The organism is Xanthomonas sp. NCPPB 2250, assembly GCF_056725265.1.
In genome coordinates, this window is record NZ_CM161520.1 from 3,156,983 (window position 1) to 3,175,152 (window position 18,170).

20 protein-coding genes are annotated in these 18,170 nt (G+C 70.6%); 7 read left to right on the forward strand and 13 right to left on the reverse strand.

Annotated features, from left to right (window positions below):
* Positions 1 to 31: 31 nt before the first annotated feature.
* From miaA to rlmE, 4 genes are all read right to left on the reverse strand, one after another.
* On the reverse strand, positions 32 to 982 hold the full coding sequence (miaA, locus tag AC1PMG_RS12430) for a tRNA (adenosine(37)-N6)-dimethylallyltransferase MiaA (RefSeq protein ID WP_481109091.1): 951 nt from the start codon (positions 980 to 982) through the stop codon (positions 32 to 34).
* Positions 982 to 1,887, reverse strand: coding sequence for a dihydropteroate synthase (gene folP, locus AC1PMG_RS12435; protein ID WP_342073470.1), 906 nt, complete (start codon positions 1,885 to 1,887; stop codon positions 982 to 984). Before folP ends, miaA begins: the two co-directional genes overlap by 1 nt.
* A 278-nt stretch (positions 1,888 to 2,165) precedes the next feature.
* The gene (gene ftsH / locus AC1PMG_RS12440; protein WP_017910619.1) at positions 2,166 to 4,103 is read right to left on the reverse strand and encodes an ATP-dependent zinc metalloprotease FtsH; all 1,938 of its coding nucleotides are present in this window, start codon (positions 4,101 to 4,103) and stop codon (positions 2,166 to 2,168) included.
* 71 nt (positions 4,104 to 4,174) lie between these two features.
* Positions 4,175 to 4,807: a 23S rRNA (uridine(2552)-2'-O)-methyltransferase RlmE gene (gene rlmE, locus AC1PMG_RS12445; protein ID WP_481109092.1), complete on the reverse strand. Its 633-nt coding sequence runs from the start codon at positions 4,805 to 4,807 to the stop codon at positions 4,175 to 4,177.
* 66 nt (positions 4,808 to 4,873) lie between these two features.
* Here rlmE and yhbY point away from each other — a divergent pair, with 66 nt between their 5' ends.
* Together yhbY and AC1PMG_RS12455 are read left to right on the forward strand one after the other, a co-directional pair.
* Positions 4,874 to 5,179 carry a ribosome assembly RNA-binding protein YhbY gene (gene yhbY / locus AC1PMG_RS12450; protein WP_010341321.1) on the forward strand — a complete coding sequence of 102 codons (306 nt, stop codon included), beginning with the start codon at positions 4,874 to 4,876 and terminating at the stop codon, positions 5,177 to 5,179.
* Positions 5,180 to 5,198: 19 nt separating this feature from the next.
* On the forward strand, positions 5,199 to 5,573 hold the full coding sequence (locus tag AC1PMG_RS12455) for an Mth938-like domain-containing protein (protein ID WP_481109093.1): 375 nt from the start codon (positions 5,199 to 5,201) through the stop codon (positions 5,571 to 5,573).
* A gap of 341 nt (positions 5,574 to 5,914) precedes the next feature.
* On the opposite strand, the gene AC1PMG_RS12460 is transcribed toward AC1PMG_RS12455, so the two are convergent.
* Genes AC1PMG_RS12460 through surE form a run of 4 tightly spaced genes read right to left on the reverse strand, consistent with a single transcriptional unit; the run spans position 5,915 to position 8,799 of the window.
* Positions 5,915 to 6,715: a peptidoglycan DD-metalloendopeptidase family protein gene (locus tag AC1PMG_RS12460; protein ID WP_481109094.1), complete on the reverse strand. Its 801-nt coding sequence runs from the start codon at positions 6,713 to 6,715 to the stop codon at positions 5,915 to 5,917.
* A complete protein-coding gene (locus AC1PMG_RS12465; protein WP_342073476.1) occupies positions 6,712 to 7,326 on the reverse strand; it encodes a YqaA family protein in 615 nt (204 codons plus the stop codon). The genes AC1PMG_RS12460 and AC1PMG_RS12465 overlap by 4 nt, the downstream gene beginning before the upstream one ends.
* 19 nt (positions 7,327 to 7,345) lie before the next feature.
* Positions 7,346 to 8,023, reverse strand: coding sequence for a protein-L-isoaspartate(D-aspartate) O-methyltransferase (locus AC1PMG_RS12470; RefSeq protein WP_481109095.1), 678 nt, complete (start codon positions 8,021 to 8,023; stop codon positions 7,346 to 7,348).
* On the reverse strand, positions 8,020 to 8,799 hold the full coding sequence (surE, locus tag AC1PMG_RS12475; RefSeq protein ID WP_043091456.1) for a 5'/3'-nucleotidase SurE: 780 nt from the start codon (positions 8,797 to 8,799) through the stop codon (positions 8,020 to 8,022). The genes AC1PMG_RS12470 and surE overlap by 4 nt, the downstream gene beginning before the upstream one ends.
* A gap of 217 nt (positions 8,800 to 9,016) precedes the next feature.
* On the opposite strand from surE, the gene AC1PMG_RS12480 reads away from it, so the two are divergent.
* The 5 genes from AC1PMG_RS12480 to AC1PMG_RS12500 all read left to right on the forward strand — a co-directional run bounded on the left by AC1PMG_RS12480 (position 9,017) and on the right by AC1PMG_RS12500 (position 15,004).
* The gene (locus AC1PMG_RS12480) at positions 9,017 to 9,550 is read left to right on the forward strand and encodes a Smr/MutS family protein (RefSeq protein WP_017911056.1); all 534 of its coding nucleotides are present in this window, start codon (positions 9,017 to 9,019) and stop codon (positions 9,548 to 9,550) included.
* A 334-nt stretch (positions 9,551 to 9,884) separates the two neighbouring features.
* Positions 9,885 to 10,952 (forward strand): VirK/YbjX family protein, encoded by a 1,068-nt coding sequence (locus tag AC1PMG_RS12485; protein ID WP_481109096.1) that lies wholly within the window; start codon positions 9,885 to 9,887, stop codon positions 10,950 to 10,952.
* Between the two features lie 48 nt (positions 10,953 to 11,000).
* The gene (locus AC1PMG_RS12490) at positions 11,001 to 11,549 is read left to right on the forward strand and encodes an RNA polymerase sigma factor (protein ID WP_017911058.1); all 549 of its coding nucleotides are present in this window, start codon (positions 11,001 to 11,003) and stop codon (positions 11,547 to 11,549) included.
* Positions 11,549 to 12,517, forward strand: coding sequence for a FecR family protein (locus AC1PMG_RS12495; RefSeq protein WP_481109097.1), 969 nt, complete (start codon positions 11,549 to 11,551; stop codon positions 12,515 to 12,517). The genes AC1PMG_RS12490 and AC1PMG_RS12495 overlap by 1 nt, the downstream gene beginning before the upstream one ends.
* A 99-nt stretch (positions 12,518 to 12,616) precedes the next feature.
* Positions 12,617 to 15,004, forward strand: a complete 2,388-nt coding sequence (locus tag AC1PMG_RS12500) for a TonB-dependent siderophore receptor (protein WP_481109098.1) — start codon at positions 12,617 to 12,619, stop codon at positions 15,002 to 15,004.
* A 40-nt stretch (positions 15,005 to 15,044) separates the two neighbouring features.
* On the opposite strand, the gene truD is transcribed toward AC1PMG_RS12500, so the two are convergent.
* From truD to ftsB, 5 genes are read right to left on the reverse strand one after another with little or no spacing between them, the layout of a single operon-like run.
* Complete coding sequence (truD, locus tag AC1PMG_RS12505; protein ID WP_481111666.1) at positions 15,045 to 16,052, reverse strand: tRNA pseudouridine(13) synthase TruD; 1,008 nt, start codon at positions 16,050 to 16,052, stop codon at positions 15,045 to 15,047.
* Positions 16,053 to 16,096: 44 nt separating this feature from the next.
* A complete protein-coding gene (gene ispF / locus AC1PMG_RS12510) occupies positions 16,097 to 16,600 on the reverse strand; it encodes a 2-C-methyl-D-erythritol 2,4-cyclodiphosphate synthase (RefSeq protein ID WP_481109099.1) in 504 nt (167 codons plus the stop codon).
* 39 nt (positions 16,601 to 16,639) lie between these two features.
* Positions 16,640 to 17,107, reverse strand: coding sequence for a hypothetical protein (locus AC1PMG_RS12515; RefSeq protein ID WP_481109100.1), 468 nt, complete (start codon positions 17,105 to 17,107; stop codon positions 16,640 to 16,642).
* On the reverse strand, positions 17,107 to 17,805 hold the full coding sequence (gene ispD, locus AC1PMG_RS12520; RefSeq protein ID WP_481109101.1) for a 2-C-methyl-D-erythritol 4-phosphate cytidylyltransferase: 699 nt from the start codon (positions 17,803 to 17,805) through the stop codon (positions 17,107 to 17,109). The genes AC1PMG_RS12515 and ispD overlap by 1 nt, the downstream gene beginning before the upstream one ends.
* Positions 17,805 to 18,167 carry a cell division protein FtsB gene (gene ftsB, locus AC1PMG_RS12525; RefSeq protein ID WP_043095785.1) on the reverse strand — a complete coding sequence of 121 codons (363 nt, stop codon included), beginning with the start codon at positions 18,165 to 18,167 and terminating at the stop codon, positions 17,805 to 17,807. Before ftsB ends, ispD begins: the two co-directional genes overlap by 1 nt.
* Positions 18,168 to 18,170 lie beyond the last annotated feature (3 nt).

Below are 18,170 nucleotides of genomic sequence, written 5' to 3' on the forward strand. Positions count from 1 at the left end.
GGGCGCCAGCACAGCGCGGCGGCGCGCCCGATCAGCCGAGGAAGGCATCCAGGGCCGCCTGCAGGCGCCCGGCGTCGCACGCCGGGTCGAACCAGCGGGCATCCTGCTCGCCGCGCAGCCAGGTGAGCTGGCGCTTGGCCAGCTGCCGGGTGGCGGCGATGGCGCGGGCGCGGAAGTCCGCCGCATCGCCGACGCCGTCCAGGTACTCCCAGGCCTGCCGGTAGCCGACCGCGCGCACCGCCGGCAGCGCCAGCGGCTGCGCCACCGCCTGCATCCCGGGCAGCGCGCGCAAGGCGCGCACTTCGTCGAGGAAGCCCTGCCCCAGCATCGCGTCGAAGCGGGCCTCGATGCGCCCGTGCAGCACGCTGCGCTCGGCCGGCGCCAGCACCAGCTTCAGCACCCGCAGCGGCAGCCGCGGCGGACCCGGGTCCGCCTGCCAGGCACTGATCGGCCGGCCGCTGAGCCGGTACACCTCCAGCGCACGCTGGATGCGCTGCGCGTCGCCGGGGCGGATGCGCTGCGCGGCCAACGGATCGATCCGCTGCAGTTCCGCGTGCAGCGCCGCCCAACCCTCGGCCTGCGCCTGCGCGGTCAGCGCCGCGCGCAACTGCGGGTCGGCCGCCGGCATCGGCGCCAGCCCTTCCAGCAGCGCCTGGAAATACAGGCCGGTGCCGCCGGCCAGGATCGGCAGGCGGCCGCGGGCGACGATCGCCTGCAGCGCGGCGCGCGCGTCGGCGGCGAACTCGGCCGCCGAATAGGCCTGCCAGGGATCGCGCAGGTCCAGCAGATGGTGCGGCACCCGCGCGCGCTCGGCGGCATCGGGCTTGGCCGCGCCGATGTCCAGGCCACGGTAGACCAGCGCCGAATCGACGCTGACGATCTCGCCGCCGCAGCGTTCGGCCAGGGCAATCGCCGCGGCGGTCTTGCCCGAGGCGGTCGGGCCCATCAGCGCGATCGCGCGCGGGCGCCGGTCGGCCGCCATCAGTCCTCGTCCGGCCAGCGGATCGTCGCCGCGGCCGACGCTGTGGCGGCGCGCGGCAACGGCACGGCCTGCAGCGCCTGCCAGACCTTCAGCGCGTCGACGGTGGCAGCGACGTCGTGCACGCGAAGCAGCGCGGCACCGCGCTGTGCAGCCAGCAGATGCGCCGCGACCGAGCCGGCCACCCGCTGCTCCGGCGCCTCGCGCCCGGTCAGCTCGCCGATGCTGCGCTTGCGCGACAGGCCGGCCAACACCGGCACGCCGAGCTCGACCAGCCGCGCCAACTGGGCCAGCAACTGCAGGTTGTCGGCGGTGCTCTTGCCGAAGCCGAAGCCCGGGTCGACCAGGATGCGGCGCTTGTCGATGCCGGCCATCTCCGCGGCGAAGATGCGCTCGGCCAGGAACCGGTGCACCTCGCCGACCACGTCGTCGTAGCCGGGCGTCGTGCCGGCGGCATAGGCGTCGGCGGGCATGTGCATCAGCACCACCGGCACCCCCAGTTCCGCGGCAGCGTCCAGCGCGCCGGGCTGGCGCAGGGCCTGCACGTCGTTGATCATGCCGGCGCCCGCGGCGACCGCGGCGCGCATCACCTCCGGCTTGAAGGTGTCCACGCTCAGCGGCAGCGCGGTCTGCGCGGCCAGCCGCTCGATCACCGGAATCACCCGACGCAGCTCCTCTTCCACCGGCACCGGCGCCGCGCCCGGACGGGTCGACTCGCCGCCGATGTCCAGCACGTCGGCGCCCTCCCCGGCCAGGCGCAGGCCATGCGCCACCGCCGCGTCCACGCTGGCGTGCGCGCCCCCGTCGGAGAACGAATCCGGGGTGACATTGACGATGCCCATCACCCGCGGGCGATCGAGCAGCAGCCGGTGGGCGCCGCACTGCAGGCTGGGCGAGGTGTCGAACATCGGTGAGTCTCCTGGTAGTGGCCGTGACAGGCGGCGGGACGGCGCTGCGCAGCGCCATGCGGCATCCGCCACACACGCATGGCGGCAGCGGCGTGCGCGACGTTTCAGCGGCACATCGCATCGACGCGGCAACCTGCGGCCAGCGCATTGCCATTGTCGCCCAGGCGCGCGCAGGCGGCGAGTCGGCATTGGACGATGCGACCGGCCCCGCACCGCCGCCAACAAAAAAGCCAGGGATCGCTCCCTGGCTTTTCGGCGCTTGAAGGGCGCTCCTGCGCTTACACCTGCTCGGCAGGCCCGGCGATCGGCGGCAGCGGACGCGAATTGCCCTTGTCGTTGTTGCCGCCGTCCTTGCCGGACTTGTTCCAACCCATCGGCGGCGGCGGATCGCGGCCTTCCATGATTGCCTCGATCTGCGGCGCGTCGATGGTCTCGTACTGCAGCAGCAGCTGCGACATGGTGTGCAGCTTGTCCAGATTCTCGGTGAGGATCTGCGTGGTCTTCGCATACGCCTTGTCGAGGATCGACCGCACCACTTCGTCGATGCGCCGCGCGGTGTCGTCGGAGACGCTCTTGTGCTGGGTCACCGAACGGCCCAGGAACACCTCGTCGTCCTCCTCGCCGTAGGCGATCGGCCCCAGCTCGTCGGACAGGCCCCACTTGGTGACCATGTTGCGCGCCATCTTGGTCGCGCGCTCGATGTCGTTGGACGCGCCGGTGGTGACCTTGTCGGTACCGAAGATCAGTTCCTCGGCCACGCGGCCGCCGTACAGCGAGCACAGCTGCGACTCGATCGCCACGCGGTTCATCGAGTACTTGTCGCCTTCCGGCAGGTACATGGTCACGCCCAGCGCGCGGCCGCGCGGGATGATGGTGACCTTGTAGACCGGGTCGTGCTCGGGCACCAGGCGGCCGACGATGGCGTGGCCGGCCTCGTGGTACGCGGTGAGCGTCTTTTCGTCCTCGCTCATGGCCATCGAGCGGCGCTCGGCACCCATCAGGATCTTGTCGCGGGCACGGTCGAAGTGGTCCATGCGCACTTCCTTGACCGACTCGCGCGCGGCGAACAGGGCCGCCTCGTTGCACAGGTTGGCCAGGTCGGCACCGGAGAAGCCCGGCGTGCCGCGCGCGATCACCATCGGCTCGATGTCGTCGGCCAGCGGCAGCTTGCGCATGTGCACCTTGAGGATCTGCTCGCGGCCGCGCACGTCCGGCAGGCCCACCACGACCTGACGGTCGAAGCGGCCCGGGCGCAGCAGCGCCGGATCCAGCACGTCCGGACGGTTGGTCGCGGCGATCACGATCACGCCCTCGCCGCCCTCGAAGCCGTCCATCTCCACCAGCAACTGGTTGAGGGTCTGCTCACGCTCGTCGTGACCGCCGCCCAGGCCGGCACCGCGATGGCGGCCGACCGCATCGATTTCGTCGATGAAGATGATGCACGGCGCATGCTTCTTGGCCTGCTCGAACATGTCGCGCACGCGGCTGGCGCCGACGCCGACGAACATTTCCACGAAGTCCGAACCGGAGATGCTGAAGAACGGCACCTTGGCCTCGCCGGCGATGGCCTTGGCCAGCAGGGTCTTGCCGGTGCCCGGCGGGCCGACCATCAGCACGCCGCGCGGGATCTTGCCGCCGAGCTTGGTGAACTTGGTCGGATCTCGCAGGAAGTCGACCAGCTCGCCGACCTCTTCCTTGGCCTCGTCGCAGCCGGCGACGTCGGCGAAGGTGATCTTGATCTGGTCCTCGCCCTGTAGCTTGGCGCGCGACTTGCCGAAGGACATCGCCCCCTTGGCACCACCGCCGCCACCCTGCATCTGGCGCATGATGAACAGCCAGAAGCCGATGATCAGGATGACCGGCAGGAAGTTCAGCACCAGCGACCAGAAGCCCGGACCGTTGTCGGGCTTCTGCCGGGTGATGTCCACGTTCTTGCTGTACAGCACGTCGATCAGCTTGCCGTCGCTCGGGCCGTACACCGAGCCCTCGCTGCCGTCGGCGCGCTTGAAGCGGATCGCGTTGACCGACAGGTTGGTGGCGTCGGTGAAATCGACCGACTTCACCCGCCCGGCGTCCACGTCCTTCAGGAACTGGGAGTAGGTCACGTTGTCGGTGCCCGCGCCGCCGGCGAGCCGCGGCGAGAAGCTCTGGAACACCACCATCAGCACGACGGCAACGACTACCCACAGCAGCAGATTCTTGGTCAAGTCGTTCATCCTCATTGGCTCCGGTGTCCCTTCAACTCTGTCTCGATGCGTGGCATTGCGGATTCAGCCTTGCGTTCAGCTTACTTGATCTGGGCGCGCTTGCCCTGTCCGAGGGCGTAGACCTCCGGCGAGCGCTTGCGCGACGCGGCCGGCTTGCGGATGGTCACCTTCTCATAGCGGCGGCGCATGTCGCGGATGTAGTCGTCGAACCCCACGCCCTGGAACAGCTTGATCAGGAACGCGCCGTTCGGCTTCAGGTGGCTGTCGGCGAACGCCATCGCCAATTCCGCCAGATGCATCATCCGCGGCTGGTCGACCGCATCCATTCCGCTCTTATTGGGGGCCATATCCGACAGCACAAGGTCCACCGGGGTATCCCCCAGCATGGCCTCGAATTGCGATAGCACCGCGTCCTCCCTGAAGTCACCGTGAAGGAACTCCACGCCGGCCAGCGGCGGCATCCCCAGGATGTCCAGGGCCAGCACGCGACCGCGGTCGCCCATCGACTTGCGCACCTGCTGCGACCAGCCGCCCGGCGCGGCGCCGAGATCGACCACCACCATGTCCGGCTTGAGCAGCCTGTCGCGCTGCAGCAGTTCCTCAAGCTTATAGGCGGCGCGCGAGCGCATGCCTTCTGCCTGGGCCTTCTTCACGAAGGGATCGGCGAAATGTTCGCGGAGCCAGCGTTGGCTGCTTTTGCTGCGGGTGGCCATGGACGCACGGTCGGGAGGGGCGGCCATGATACCCTGATCGCCCTTGCCAACCCTGCTCCCACCTGCATGTCGATCAGCCTGACCTCGGCCCAGAACCGCTTCCTGCGCGGCCTGGCCCACGACCTCAAACCCCTGTTGCAGATCGGCAGCAAGGGCGTCACCCCGGCCTTCCTGGCCGAACTGGACGAGGTGCTGGAGCGCCACGAACTGGTCAAGGTGAAGGTCGGCGGCGACGACCGCGAGGCCCGCGACGCCGCCATCGGCAGCCTGGTGGAGCAGTCGCACAGCGTGCTGGTGCAGCGCATCGGCCATACCGCGATCCTGTATCGCCCGGCCAAGGAAGACCGGCAGATCGTGCTGCCGCGCGCCTGAGCGCGCCCTCGGTGACCCCGTGCAACTGACCCAGGACCTGCCCGACTACGCCTACGCCCTGCGCATGGCCGACGGCCGCCAGGCCAAGGTGAACGACCGGCTGCTGACCCGCAGCTTTGTCCTCGCGCCGGACACCCTGGTCGAGGACTGGCAGGCCCGGCCGGCCGGCGACCTGCAGCCGCAACATCTGCAGCCGCTGCTGGAGCTCAACCCGGCCCTGGTGATCCTCGGCACCGGCGAACGCCAGGTGTTTCCCGCCGCGGCGGTGATGGCGCTGTTCCTGACCCGCGGCATCGGCATTGAGGTGATGAACAATGCCGCTGCGGCGCGCACCTACAACGTGCTGGCCGCCGAAGGCCGGCGCGTGGCGGTGGGGTTTCTGCTCGAAGGCTGAGCCGGGGCGGCGTCTCCACGGACACGTTCCACGCACTCCGCAGACATTGACTCTCGTAGGAGCGGCTTCACAGCCGCGACCTAGATATTCCCTAGAACCCCGGTCGCGGCTGAAGCCGCTCCTACGAAAGCCGTAGATGGAGGCCGGCGACACCCCGCGTCAGAGCGGCGGCCCATTGGTCGCGCCGGCTTTACTTCGGCGGCAGATACAGCAATGGGTCGACCAGCTTGCCGTTGTAGTGGGTGAGTCGGCGGCGCTTGCGGCCCACTGGGCCGCGCCGATGGCGAACGCCCGGCGCGCTGCGCCGGGCCGGGGATCCGTCCACGCGTTGACGCGACCGGTTACTTCGGCGGCAGATACAGCAGTGGGTCGACCGGCTTGCCGTTGTAGCGGATCTCGAAGTGCAGCATGTCGCGCGCCGCGCCGCTGTGGCCCATTTCGGCGATCTGCTGGCCGGCCTTGACGTTCTGACCTTCGTTGACCAGGCGCTTGCGGTTGTGGCCGTAGGCCGACAGCCACTGTTCGTTGTGCTTGACGATGATCAGCTCGCCATAGCCGACCAGGCCGGCGCCGGAATAGACCACCACGCCGTCGGCCGCGGCGCGCACCGCTTCGCCATTGCTGCCGCCGATGTCGACGCCCTGCTTGGTCGCCTCGCCGCCGACGAAGCGGCTGACCACCACGCCATCGGCCGGCCAGCGCCAGGGAAAACCGCTGCTGACTGGCGCCGGCGCCGGAACGGACGGCGGCCGCGCGGCGGCGCCGGCACCGGAGGCCGGCGGCGGCGTCACCGGGCCGCTACCGGGCCGCGCGGCGACTGCCCCACCCGGCGGATACAGCTTCAGCGACTGCCCCGGATAGATGGTGTACGGCGGCTGCAGGCCGTTCCAGCCGGCCAGGTCCTGCGGGGTGATGTTGTTGGCGCGGGCGATCGCATACAGCGTGTCGCCACGGCGCACGGTGGCGCTGACCCCGGGCTTGGGCACGGAAATCCGCGGCGCCGAGGCGGCGGCGGTGCCGCGCACGGGCGCACCGCCGGGCGTGCGCACCACCGTGGCGCTGCTGCAGGCGCCGAGCGCCACCGCCACCAGCACCCCCAGGCCGCAACGCAGGCCGTTCCGCACCACCCGATCCACGCTCATCCGACCTTCGCTCTCCATATGACCCACACCACCAGCAGCGCCAGGATCGCCGAGGCGACCCAGCCGAGCGGCTCGATCCAGCGGCGCAATGCGGCTTCCGCGCGCGGCCCGCCGAGGCGAATCGCCCCGGCCACCAGGTACACGCGCTTGCCTCGCCCCACCAGCATGCTCGCCAGGAACGGTAGCAGCGGTACCCCGACGATGCCTGAGGCCCAGGTGAATATCTTCAGCGGGATCGGGGTGAAGCCGGCCAGTACCAGCAGCCAGAACGCACGCCACGGCGACTCGGCGATGACCTCGCGCAGCTGGTTCACCTGCGCGTCGATCTTCTGCGTCCAACCGAGCCATTCGATCAGCGGCTGCACCGCGGCGAAGGCGAAATGGCCGAGCAGATAGCCGATCACCGCGCCGGCCAACGAGCCGAGCAGGCTCAGCGTGGCGAACCACAGCGCGCGTCGCGGCTGCGCCAGCGACATCGGTGCCAGCATCACCTCCGGCGGCACCGGGAACACGATGGCCTCGGCGAAACTGAGCCCGGTCAGCAGGGCCGGCGCGCGGCGATGCCGCGACCAGCCGATGGCGCGTTCGTACAACGGCCCGAAAATCTTCATCCAGTGCGGCTCCGAGAGGTCAATCCAGCATGCCCGACAGCAACGGGACGAAGGTCACCGGCGCCAGGACGTCTTGTTCGATCTGGCCGTCGGCGTCGCGGCGCAGGCGGATCAGCGATTGCGCGGACGGGCCGCCGACCGGCGCCACCAGGCAGCCGCCCGGGGCCAGTTGTTCGATCAGCGCATCGACCAGCGCCGGCGCCGCCGCCGTGACCACGATCGCGTCGAAGGGGCCGTGCTCGGGCCAGCCGATGCGGCCGTCGTCGTGCTTGCTGCGCACGTTCATGCCGAGCTGGCGGAAGCGCTTGCGCGCCTGCCGCAGCAGGTCGCCGATGCGCTCGACGGTATGCACTTCCAGCCCCAGCGCGGCCAGGATCGCCGCCTGGTAGCCGGAGCCGGTGCCGACTTCCAGCACCTTCTTCGGCGCCGCTTCCAGCACCGTCTCGGTCATGCGCGCCACCACCCACGGTTGCGAGATGGTCTGGCCGTGGCCGATCGGCAGCGCGGTGTCCTCGTAGGCGCGCGAGGCGAGCGCCTCGTCGATGAACAGATGCCGCGGCACGGTGCGCACCGCGTTGAGCACGCTCTCGTCGCGGATGCCGGCCTCGCGCAGGCGCTCGACCAGGCGGTCGCGCACGCGCTGCGAGGTCATGCCGATGCCGATGGCTTCCGGCTGCAGGCGCAACCGCGGGGTCATGCCGGGCGGCCCAGCGCGGCGGTCAGGCCGCCGACCCAGCTGGCGACCTTTTCCAATGCCTGGTAGCGGGTCAGATCGACCTGGATCGGAGTGATCGAGATGAAGCCGGTGCGTACCGCATGGAAGTCGGTACCGGGACCGGCATCCTGCTCGCGCCCGGCCGGGCCGATCCAGTACACGGTGCCGCCGCGCGGGTCGGTCTGCGGCAGGCACGGTTCGGAACGGTGGCGGTTGCCGAGCCGGGTGACCTCGAAGCCCTTGATCTCCTGCCACGGCAGGTCGGGCACGTTGACATTGAGGATGGTGTCGGCCGGCAGCGGATCGGCCTTGAGCTGGGCGACGATCTCCACCGCGGCGCGCGCCGCGGTCTGGAAATGCCTGGGGTCGTGGTTGTGGCTGACCAGCGACACCGCCACCGCGGGCAGGCCGAGAAAGCGGCCTTCCATCGCCGCCGAGACGGTACCGGAATAGATCACGTCGTCGCCGAGATTGGCGGAATTGTTGATGCCGGAAACCACGATGTCCGGATCGAACTCCAGCATGCCGGTGAGCGCCAGATGCACGCAATCGGTGGGCGTGCCGGCGACGCTGCAGGTGTAGTGGTCGATGCGCTTGAGCCGGATCGGAAGATCCAGGGTCAGCGAATTGCTGGCGCCGGACCGGTCGCGGTCGGGTGCGACCACCGTCACCTCGTGGCCGGCGCCGCGCAACTGCTCGGCCAGCATGCGGATGCCGGGGGCGTCGACGCCGTCGTCGTTGCTCACTAATACGCGCATGGTGCTCCTCGAAAACCGGGGGCATGATACCGGATGCGCCCTGCCAGGTCGCTGACAGCGCGACGACGACCGCGGTGACGGCCGAACACGTGCGCTAGCGGCGCCGTGCGACCGCAGCGTGACCACTGCGCGCCGGTAGCGCGGCAGTCCGCGCACCAGACGCCGCCGGCAACGCCGCGCTCACCTCAAACCGCGCCGCACGCTCTAAGCTGTGCGCATGGCGCATTCCGACGACGAAGATCCCGCCGCGCTGTTCCGCGCGGCCATCGGCAAGGTGGCCCCGCTCAACGCGACGCCGCCGGCCAATGCCAAGCCGCGCCCCAAGCCGCGCGCGCGCATGGCCGAACGCGACGACGCCGAGGCGCAGGGCGAGTTCCAGCAATTGCTGCGCCAGAGCACCCCACTGGAAGCCGGCGACGTGGCCAGCTACCGCCGCGAGCATCTGCCGGCGCGGGTGTTCCAGCGCCTGCGCAAGGGCCAGTTCTCGGCCCAGGACGAACTGGACCTGCACGGCGCCACCGCGGCGCAGGCCGAGACGCTGCTGCGCCAGTTCCTGGCCGAGGCGCACGCGCACGAGTTCGGCTGCGTGCGGATCGTGCACGGCAAGGGCCTGCAATCGGGCGGCGTGCCGCTGCTGAAGAACCTGGTGGACCGCTTGCTGCGCCAGCGCAACGACGTGCTGGCCTTCCATTCGGCGCCGACCGCGCAAGGCGGCACCGGCGCGATGCTGGTGCTGCTGGCGCGGCGCTGAGCGGCAGCGCAGCCGCGGGCATCGCGGCTCGCGGACCCCATCGGCAACCTGCGCACTGGCTGAGGTAAAGGGCGCCGGGTCGTGGCGCCGCCACATCCGGCATCGCGCACTGATCTGTCATTCGCGTGTCAGAGCGGCTTCACCAGGACCGGCGTGAACGGGAATACCCGTCGCGGCGATGGGATGCCGTCGCACTCACCCGCTGCCTGCATGACGCGTATCCGGCCAGGCCGGGACGCCGCGGACGCGGCCGAGCAGCGCATGTGCGGACCCATTTCAATTTTCGCCCCTTGAACCGTCTTGTCAGAGAGCACCGTCCCTCTGCGAGCCGAACGTGACCGAAGCGACCACCGAATTTTTCCTGCAACCCACTGATCTGGTGGACGTTTCCGCGAGCGCCGCAGCGTTCGAAACGGCGCCGACCCGCCTGGCCCGGCCGGTGCCGCCACCCCGGCCGAGCGCCGGCGCCGCACCGTCACGGTGGTGGCCGCTGTTCCTGGCCTCGTTCCAGGGGCGCACGGACTGGCACGGCAACCGCCTGCAGCGCGGGATCAAGGCGACCAAGTACCTGCTGCGTGCGTTGAGCATGCCGACCGAGCACGGGCGTTTCCTCGACGCACTGCGCCGCGATCCGCGGATGCGTGGTTATGCCGAGCGCGACCCGCGCCTGCTCGAGCGCCACCTGCACCGCTTCGTCAACACCCGCTGGAGCAGCGCGGCGCGGTTGCGCCACCTCCGGCAGCACTACCGGCTGATGCTCGATCGCCTGCCCACGGCCTTGTTCGACGCCATCTACCGGCAAGGCCAGGCGGACCTGGGAACCCTGCCACTGCACGATGGCAGCACGCTGACCTTGTCCCTGCTGCCGCCGGCGCCGATGAGTTGCGAAGGCGAACTGTGGCTGCAGCTCAGCGACGCGGGTGGACGCCAGCTGTATCGCCTGGTGCTGACCGTGACCGGCGACGACGCCCATCCGACGGTGCTGATCGGCTGCCTGCAGGGCCCCAGCGGCGGCGATGCGCGGGACGTGGTGCGGACGCTGACCAAGCAGATGCACGGGCTGCGCCCCAAGCAACTGATGCTGGCGCTGGCCTACGCCTTCGCCGAGCGCATCGGCGCGCGCGACATCCGCGCCATCGGCAACGCCGCGCATCCGCTGCAGCGCAAGCGCCAGGTGTTCCTGGCCGACTACGACGCGTTCTGGACCGAACAGGGCGCCACGGCCGGCGCAGACGGCTGGTTCGACCTGCCGCCGACGCAGCCGCGTAAGAGCGTGGCGGACGTACCCAGTCAGCACCGCTCGGCGTTTCGCCGCCGCGAGGCGTTGCGGACGCATGCGGAAGGCTTGCTGGCCGCGGCGCTGACGCTCGCTTGCGGTGCTGCGTCGCGTGGCGGCCAGTGAGCCTGGCTATACTGCCGCGGCCGCTTCCCTCCAGGAGCATCAGCAGTCGTGAGCCGGGCCGAGCACACCGAGGGCGCGCCGTCGCCGGAGCAGGCGCCTGCGCACCAGGTCGACGCGCTGTTCAAGGAACATCACCGCGCCCTGCTCGCGTTCCTGCACTGCAAGCTCGGCTCGATGGCGGACGCGCAGGACGTGGCGCAGGAGGCGTACATGCGCATCGTGACGCTTGAGCGTCCCGACGCGCTGGCATCGCCGCGCGCCTACCTGTTCCATGTCGCCTCGAACCTGGCGGTGGACCGGCTGCGCATGCGCAAGGTCCGCGAAAACGCCGCAGTGGAGCTGCCGGAACACGATCTGCCGCTACCGCCGGTTCCGGAGCGGCACGCCACGGCCAGCGAGCAACTGCGCGCGCTGACCCGGGCGTTGAAGGAACTTCCCGCAAAGACCAGCCGCGCCTTCGTGCTGCACGTGATCGAAGGCAAGGACTTCGGCATGATCGCCAAGGCGATGAACGTGAGCGAACGCATGGTCCGCTACCATGTGGCCAACGCGCTCGCGCATTGCCGCAAACGCTTCGACGAAGCGGAGATCCCGTAATGGACAGCGGCATCGACCAACACATCCTCGACGACGCCGCGCGCTGGTGGGCCCTGCTGCGCGAACCCGACAGCAACGAGGACACCGTGGCGCGCTGGCTGGACTGGACGGAGGCCGACCCGCGGCATCTGCAGGCGTTCGAACGCATCAATGCGCTCGGCGGCGAGCTGGCAACGCTCGATGCGGCCGCCCGCAACGAGGTGGTGCGCAGGTTCGCGCCGCCGCGTTCGCGCTGGCGGCCGCTGCGGGTCGCGGCCTGCGTGGGCGTGCTGGCGCTCGGCGGCGCCCTGGCCTGGCGGCAGCTGCACCCGCCGCCGCTCACCCAGGTCTACAGCAGCGCGACCAGCCGCCACCAGGACATCGTGCTGGCGGACGGGTCCAAGATCGCGCTCGGCGGCGCATCGAAGCTGAGCACCCGCTTCAGTGCCGCGCAGCGCCACGTGGACCTGATCGCCGGCGAGGCCTTCTTCGACGTGGCGCATCACGCCGGGCGTCCGTTCGTGGTCGACGCCGGCGGCGTGTCGATCCTGGACGTGGGCACCGCCTTCGATGTCAGCCGTGACGGCGAACGCGTCGAGGTCGCGGTCACCGAAGGCCGGGTCCGCATCTACGGCGCCGGCCAGGTGCCGGCCGACGGCAGCGGCGGGCTGGAAGCGGTGGCCGGGCAGCGCGTGTCCTACGACCCGGCCAAGCCCGCGCTGCAGGTCAGCCAGATCGACGTGGCGCAGGCCACCGCCTGGCGCGATCACCGGCTGGAGTTCGTCGATACGCCGCTGGACACGGTGATCGCCCGGGTCAACCGCTACAGCGACCGGCCGCTGCGCCTGGACGACCCGGAGCTTGCACGACTGAGCTTCACCGGCACCGTCGACACCCAGGCGACCGCGCAGTGGATCGAGGCCTTGCCGCAGGTGTTCCCGCTGCGGGTGCACCAGGGCAAGGACGAGATCGTGCTGAGCCGCCGTTAGGCGATACCGCGCGCCACCCCGGCTTACGGGGCAGCGGCCGCCCGCGTCGGCAATGCCGCGCATGGCATAATTCGCGCTTCCGCTGGGGGGCGACGGGCAGTGCGTGGGCTGAGGCGACTGATCATCTGCGGCAGCCTGGCACTGCAGCTCGCACCCTGCCCCCCTGCCCTCGCCGCGCCACTCGCGCCCGACGCACGGCAGATCGCGTTCTCGATCCCGCCACAGGCACTGTCCACGGCGCTGATCGCGTACGGCAAGCAGGCCAACGTGCAGGTGCTGACCGCCAGCCCGACCCTGGCCGGGATGCGCAGCGACGGGCTGCAAGGCATGTTCACCCCGGACGCGGCGCTGCAGCGCCTGCTGCAATCCAGTGGCCTCGCGTACCGCATGCTCGATGCGAACACGGTGGCGGTCACCCCCGCCGCCACGGCGCAAGTCGATCCTGCGGATGCCGCCGATGCGCACCGCACAGGCACCCCACCCAAGCTGCTGGAACAGGTCGACGCCGCGGCGCTGACCGAGCACGCCATGGGCGACGTGCCTGCCTATGCCAGCGACGCGCTGCGTTACGCCGCCGATTCCATCGCCGTGCCGCAGTCGGTGAACGTGGTCGCTCCGCATCTGCTGGCCTCGCAACAGGTGCGCACCGTCGCCGACGCCCTGCGCAACGTGGCCAGCGTGCAGCAGATCGAAAATCCGCTGCGCGCGCCGCTGTTCAAGATCCGCGGCATCTACACCGGCAACGGCATGACCGACGGGATGCCGAACAGCTTCGTCGGCCTCGGCGGCTACCCGCCGATGATCGGCGTGGAGCGGGTCGAAGTGCTCAAGGGTCCGGAATCGATCCTCGGCGACAGCAACGGCGGCGACATGAGCGGACTGATCAACGTCGTCACCAAGCAACCGCTGCGCACACCGAAGCGCGAACTGAGCTACGTCCTCGGCGAACGCGGCGACATGCAGGCCGGGCTCGATGCGACCGGACCGATCGGCGCCACGCCGCTGAGCTATCGGCTCGTCGTCTCCGGCCAGCATGCAGATTCCACCGCGCAAGGCTACGGCCCGCGCAATGCCGCCTACCTGGCGCCGTCCATCGCCTGGCAGGGCGAGGACAACCGCCTGGTGCTCGGCGTGCAGCGCGTGATCGATCGGCAGCCCGCCGCCGACCATGCCCTGCTGCTGCGCAACCGCGTGTCGGCGATGACGCCCAGGAGCTTGCGGCTGGGCAACGCACAGGACCACACCGCCTACCGCACCCAGCGCGCCTATTACCTGTTCGATCAGCGGCTCAGCGACCGCTGGCAACTGCGCAGCCGCGGCCAGTACGTGACCCAGGCGGTCGACGCGCGCAACTGGGGCATGCTGTCGCCTTCGCCGAAGGGCGCCGTGCGCGCCTATGCCGAGGCATACCGCAATACGACGGCGTACTACACCATCCAGAACGACCTGATCGGCAGCTTCGGCGACGGGCCGCTGCGGCAGACCGTGACCCTGGGCCTGGATTACACTCGCGCGCTGCTGGGCAGCAGCGATTACTTCATCCGCATGCACCGCAACCGCTACGACGTGTTCGGCGACGAGCGGCTGGGCCCGGTGCACTGGCCGCGTTCGCGGCGCGGGATCCTGCATTACCCCGGCAGCCCGTGGTCGAGCCGGAGCGGCATCCTGCTGCAGGACCAGATCAGCATGGGCGAACGCTGGGACGTGCTGCTGGCGCTACGCCGCTCGGCGTACGAGATTTCCAGCTACGACGCCAAGGGCAAACTGCGCCAGTTGCGCCGGCGCCGCTGGGTGCCCAACGTCGGCGTGGTCTACAAGCTGACCCCGGAGGCGTCGCTGTACGCCAGCACCATGAACGGCTTTGCGCCGAGTGCCGTGCTCGGCAAGAACGGCCGGCCGTTGCCGCCCGCGTTGTCGCGGCAGGTGGAGGTGGGGGCGAAGATCGATCTGTTCGAGCACCGGGCGCGGCTCAGCGCCGCGTACTACCAGATCACCGTCGACCGCAGCTTCGATCTGGTGCTGGCGCATCCGTCGTACTTCGCCAGGCCGATCGACAGCCAGAGCAACCGCGGGCTGGATCTCGACTTCGTCGGCGCGCTCGCCCCCGGCCTGGAACTGAGCAGCAGCCTGGCGCTGGCCCGCATCGGCCGGCGCGACGGCACGCCAACCCTCGGCGTGCCGCGCACCCGTTTCACCCTGTGGAGCAGCTACCAGTTCCAGGACAGCCGCTGGAGCGGCTGGGGCGTGGCCGGCGGCATCCTGGCGCGCGATCACACCCTCGGCCGCCGCCTGGCCGGCGGCTACTTCAAGATCCCCGGGCAGGCCAGCGTGGACGCGAACGTGTCCTATCGCACCGAGACCTGGGGCGTGACCGTGGGCATGCGCAACGTCTTCGATCGGCGACTGTATGCCGACGAGTTCGACGAGACCTTCGTGCCGCTGCCGGATGGCCGCAGCCTGCTGCTGACCGGCACCTATCGGTTCTAGCGCGCGTTGTCGCGACCGACGCGGCAGGCGCCGGCCGCGCTCAGGCCTCGGTGGAGGCCTGCGGCTGCGGCGCCTCTTCGACCTGGCCGAGTTCGTGCAGCAGTGCCGTGGCGTAGCTGCCCGGCGGCAAGGCGAAGCGCAGTTCCAGCGCATCGTCCTGCCCGTCCAGCCAGCGCCATTGCAGGTCGGCCACGCGCAGGCGGGTCGCCCGCCGCTCCTGCTTCAGGCCCTCGCGCTCCAGGCCGTCGCGCAGACGCTGCGCGACCGCCTCGTCCAGCGCCGCCAGTTCCAGCGCACGCGCCGCCTCGGCGCTGCGCAACTCGCCGGCGCCCCACAGCGGCGCGGACGGATGGATGTCGAAGCGCTGCAGGCGCTCGGCCAGCGCCTCCGACCACGGCTCCGGACCGAACACGCTGCGGCTGCCGTCGAGCATCCACACTTCGCCGTCCAGCGCGCTGTCCCAGTTGCCGGCGGCCACGCGGGCGGCCAGCACCCGGTTGAACAGTTCCGAACGGGCCGCAGACAGCAGCAGCGAGCGCTGCTCGCGGCGCACGCGGCGGCCGCCGAACATCGCCAGCGCGGCGCCGACGTTGCCGCCATCGCGGCCGAACCGTTGCTCGCCGAACCAGTTGGGAATGCCGCGCGCGGCGATCTGCGCCAGCCGCGCCTCGATCGCGCTGCGCTCGCCGCGCACCTCGCGCAGCACCAGCACGAAGCCGTTGCCGGCCAGCGCGCCGCGCGGCAGCTTGCGGTTGTGCCAATGCGACTCCAGCACCTGCAGGTCCGCGTCCTGCAGATTGTCCAGCGCCGGCGCCACGCGCTTGGGCAGATGCACCGAGAAGCGCTGGGTGGTGACCGCATGGCGGTCCTTCATGCCGGCGTAGCCGATCGCCAGTTCCGCCACCCCGGCCCACTGCGCCAGGCGGCGCGCGGCAAAGGCGGTGTTCATGCCGCGCTTGCGCACCGTCAGCAGCAGGTGCTCGCCCTCGCCGCTGGGCGCGAATGCGGGCAGTTCGTCGACCTGGAAATCTTCGGCGCTGCTGCGCATGCGCGCCTGCAACGGCGCGGCGCCGAACGCACGCGGCAACTCGCTCACAGCGCCACCAGCAGGGCCACGGCCTGCGCCGCGATGCCTTCGCCGCGGCCGGTGAAGCCGAGCTTCTCGCTGGTGGTGGCCTTGACGCTCACGCAGTCCAGTTCGACCTGCAGCAGCGCCGCCAGGCGCTCGCGCATCGCCTGCGCATGCGGACCGACCTTGGGCCGTTCGCAGATCACGGTGATGTCGGCATTGCCCAGCCGCCAGCCGCGCGCGTGCAGCAGGCCGACGCAGTGATCGAGAAACTGCGCACTGTCGGCGCCCTTCCAGCGCGGATCGGACGGCGGGAAATGCTGGCCGATGTCGCCCAGCGCCAGCGCGCCGAGCAAGGCATCGCACAGGGCGTGGATCGCCACGTCGCCGTCGCTGTGGGCGAGTACGCCGCACTCGTGCGCCACGCGCACGCCGCCGAGCATGATGTGGTCGCCCTCGCCGAAGGCGTGGACGTCGTAGCCCTGGCCGATGCGGAAGGGAGGAGCGGAAAGGGAATCGTGTGACATGGGAATCCTGTTCGTAGAAGCGTCGACGCCGTCCGGCGGTCAGACGCCGGGGTGCAGCATGCGCAGGTAAACCGGGAGCGGCTCGGACGCCGGCATGGCCTCTTCTTCGTCCGCTGCGCCCCACTGCGGGTTGAGCCAGTCGTCATGGACGATGCGTTCGACCAGCGCCGGCAGCGGCGTGTGCCGTGTCGGCACGCGGAACGGCAGACCGCCGTGCGCCGACGACACCAGGCTGAAGCGCAACTGCCGCGCCTGGCCATCGTGCCAGCAGTAGAAGATCATCGCCGGCGCCGCCTGCGCGCGCAGCGTGACCTGGCGATCGTCGGCGGCCGCCTCCACGAACCGCGCCACGCTCGCCACGTCGATGCCCGCGGCGCGGTCCTCGCGTGGCGAGAACGCCCACAGGTTGGCATTGGCCTCGTGCTGGATGTCGTCGCCATCGACCACGATCGCAGCGTTCGCGGCCTGCTGCAGCCAGGCGTGCGCCACCGCGTCCTCGAACCGCATCAGCCGCCCTGCCGCTGGAACAGTTCGAACTCGAAACGCGCCAGGTCGGCCGGCGTGGTGACCTTGAAATTGTCTTCGGCGCCCTCGACCAGCAGCGGCCGCAGCCCCAGCAACTCCATCGCCATCGCGTCGTCGGTGACCTCGACGCCGGCCGCGGCCGCCTGCTCCAGGGCCCGGCTCAGCTGCATGCGCCGGAACAGTTGCGGGGTCAGCGCGCGCCACAGGCGCTCGCGCGGTTCGGTGCCGTCGATGCCGCCGTCGTCGCCGGCGCGCTTGAGCGTGTCGCGCACCGGCGCGGCCAGGATCGCGCCGACCGGATCGCCGCGCCCCGCCTCCAGCAGCCGGTCCAGGTCGGCCAGCGCCAGGTTCGGCCGCGCCGCATCGTGCACCAGCACGAAGTCGTCCGCCTTCACCGACTCCGGCAAGGCGTGCAACGCGGCCAGCACCGAGCCGGCACGGCTGCCGGCTCCCAGGCAGGTCAGGACCGGCTTGCCGGCCAGTTCGGTCCAGCCCGGCCACTGCGCATCGTCCGCGCCCAGCGCGACCATCGCCCCGGCCACCGCCGGATGCGCCAGCAGCGCTTCCAAGGCATGCGCCAGCAACGGACGCCCGCCCGCCTGCAGGTACTGCTTGGGCATGGTGCCGCCGAAACGGGTGCCGCGGCCAGCCGCCGGGACCACGGCCCAGACGGTGGCCATCAGGGCTGCTCGCCCGGCGCCGGCGTCACAGGCGCCGGCTGCGCGCCGGCTGCCGTACCGGCCGGCGCGGTCGACACCGGCGCGTTCTCGACCACGCGGTAGAACTTCTCGCCCGGTTTGATCATGCCCAGTTCGCTACGCGCGCGCTCCTCGATCGCCGCCTCGCCGTCCTTGAGGTCCTTGACCTCGGCGGCGAGCGCGGCGTTGCGTTGCTGCAGTCCTTCGTTGTCGCGCTTCTGGTGCTCGACCTGGCTTTCGAGCACCAGCACTTCGCCGGAATTGCCCGGGCCGAGCCAGAAACGGTACTGCAGCCACGCCAGCAGTCCCGCCAGCACCAGCAGCAGCCAGCGCCAGTTGCGCACGGC

What these genes read in the sequence shown, in the direction of transcription:
- AC1PMG_RS12480 (WP_017911056.1), top strand. Translation starts at nt 9,017, where the DNA reads ATGGCGCATTCCGACGACGAAGATCCCGCCGCGCTGTTCCGCGCGGCC.
- AC1PMG_RS12465 (WP_342073476.1), bottom strand. Translation starts at nt 7,326, where the DNA reads ATGAAGATTTTCGGGCCGTTGTACGAACGCGCCATCGGCTGGTCGCGG.
- truD (WP_481111666.1), bottom strand. Translation starts at nt 16,052, where the DNA reads ATGCGCAGCAGCGCCGAAGATTTCCAGGTCGACGAACTGCCCGCATTC.
- AC1PMG_RS12495 (WP_481109097.1), top strand. Translation starts at nt 11,549, where the DNA reads ATGGACAGCGGCATCGACCAACACATCCTCGACGACGCCGCGCGCTGG.
- yhbY (WP_010341321.1), top strand. Translation starts at nt 4,874, where the DNA reads ATGTCGATCAGCCTGACCTCGGCCCAGAACCGCTTCCTGCGCGGCCTG.
- rlmE (WP_481109092.1), bottom strand. Translation starts at nt 4,807, where the DNA reads ATGGCCACCCGCAGCAAAAGCAGCCAACGCTGGCTCCGCGAACATTTC.
- surE (WP_043091456.1), bottom strand. Translation starts at nt 8,799, where the DNA reads ATGCGCGTATTAGTGAGCAACGACGACGGCGTCGACGCCCCCGGCATC.
- AC1PMG_RS12460 (WP_481109094.1), bottom strand. Translation starts at nt 6,715, where the DNA reads ATGAGCGTGGATCGGGTGGTGCGGAACGGCCTGCGTTGCGGCCTGGGG.
- ftsH (WP_017910619.1), bottom strand. Translation starts at nt 4,103, where the DNA reads ATGAACGACTTGACCAAGAATCTGCTGCTGTGGGTAGTCGTTGCCGTC.
- AC1PMG_RS12515 (WP_481109100.1), bottom strand. Translation starts at nt 17,107, where the DNA reads ATGCGGTTCGAGGACGCGGTGGCGCACGCCTGGCTGCAGCAGGCCGCG.
- ispD (WP_481109101.1), bottom strand. Translation starts at nt 17,805, where the DNA reads ATGGCCACCGTCTGGGCCGTGGTCCCGGCGGCTGGCCGCGGCACCCGT.
- AC1PMG_RS12470 (WP_481109095.1), bottom strand. Translation starts at nt 8,023, where the DNA reads ATGACCCCGCGGTTGCGCCTGCAGCCGGAAGCCATCGGCATCGGCATG.
- ispF (WP_481109099.1), bottom strand. Translation starts at nt 16,600, where the DNA reads ATGTCACACGATTCCCTTTCCGCTCCTCCCTTCCGCATCGGCCAGGGC.
- miaA (WP_481109091.1), bottom strand. Translation starts at nt 982, where the DNA reads ATGGCGGCCGACCGGCGCCCGCGCGCGATCGCGCTGATGGGCCCGACC.
- folP (WP_342073470.1), bottom strand. Translation starts at nt 1,887, where the DNA reads ATGTTCGACACCTCGCCCAGCCTGCAGTGCGGCGCCCACCGGCTGCTG.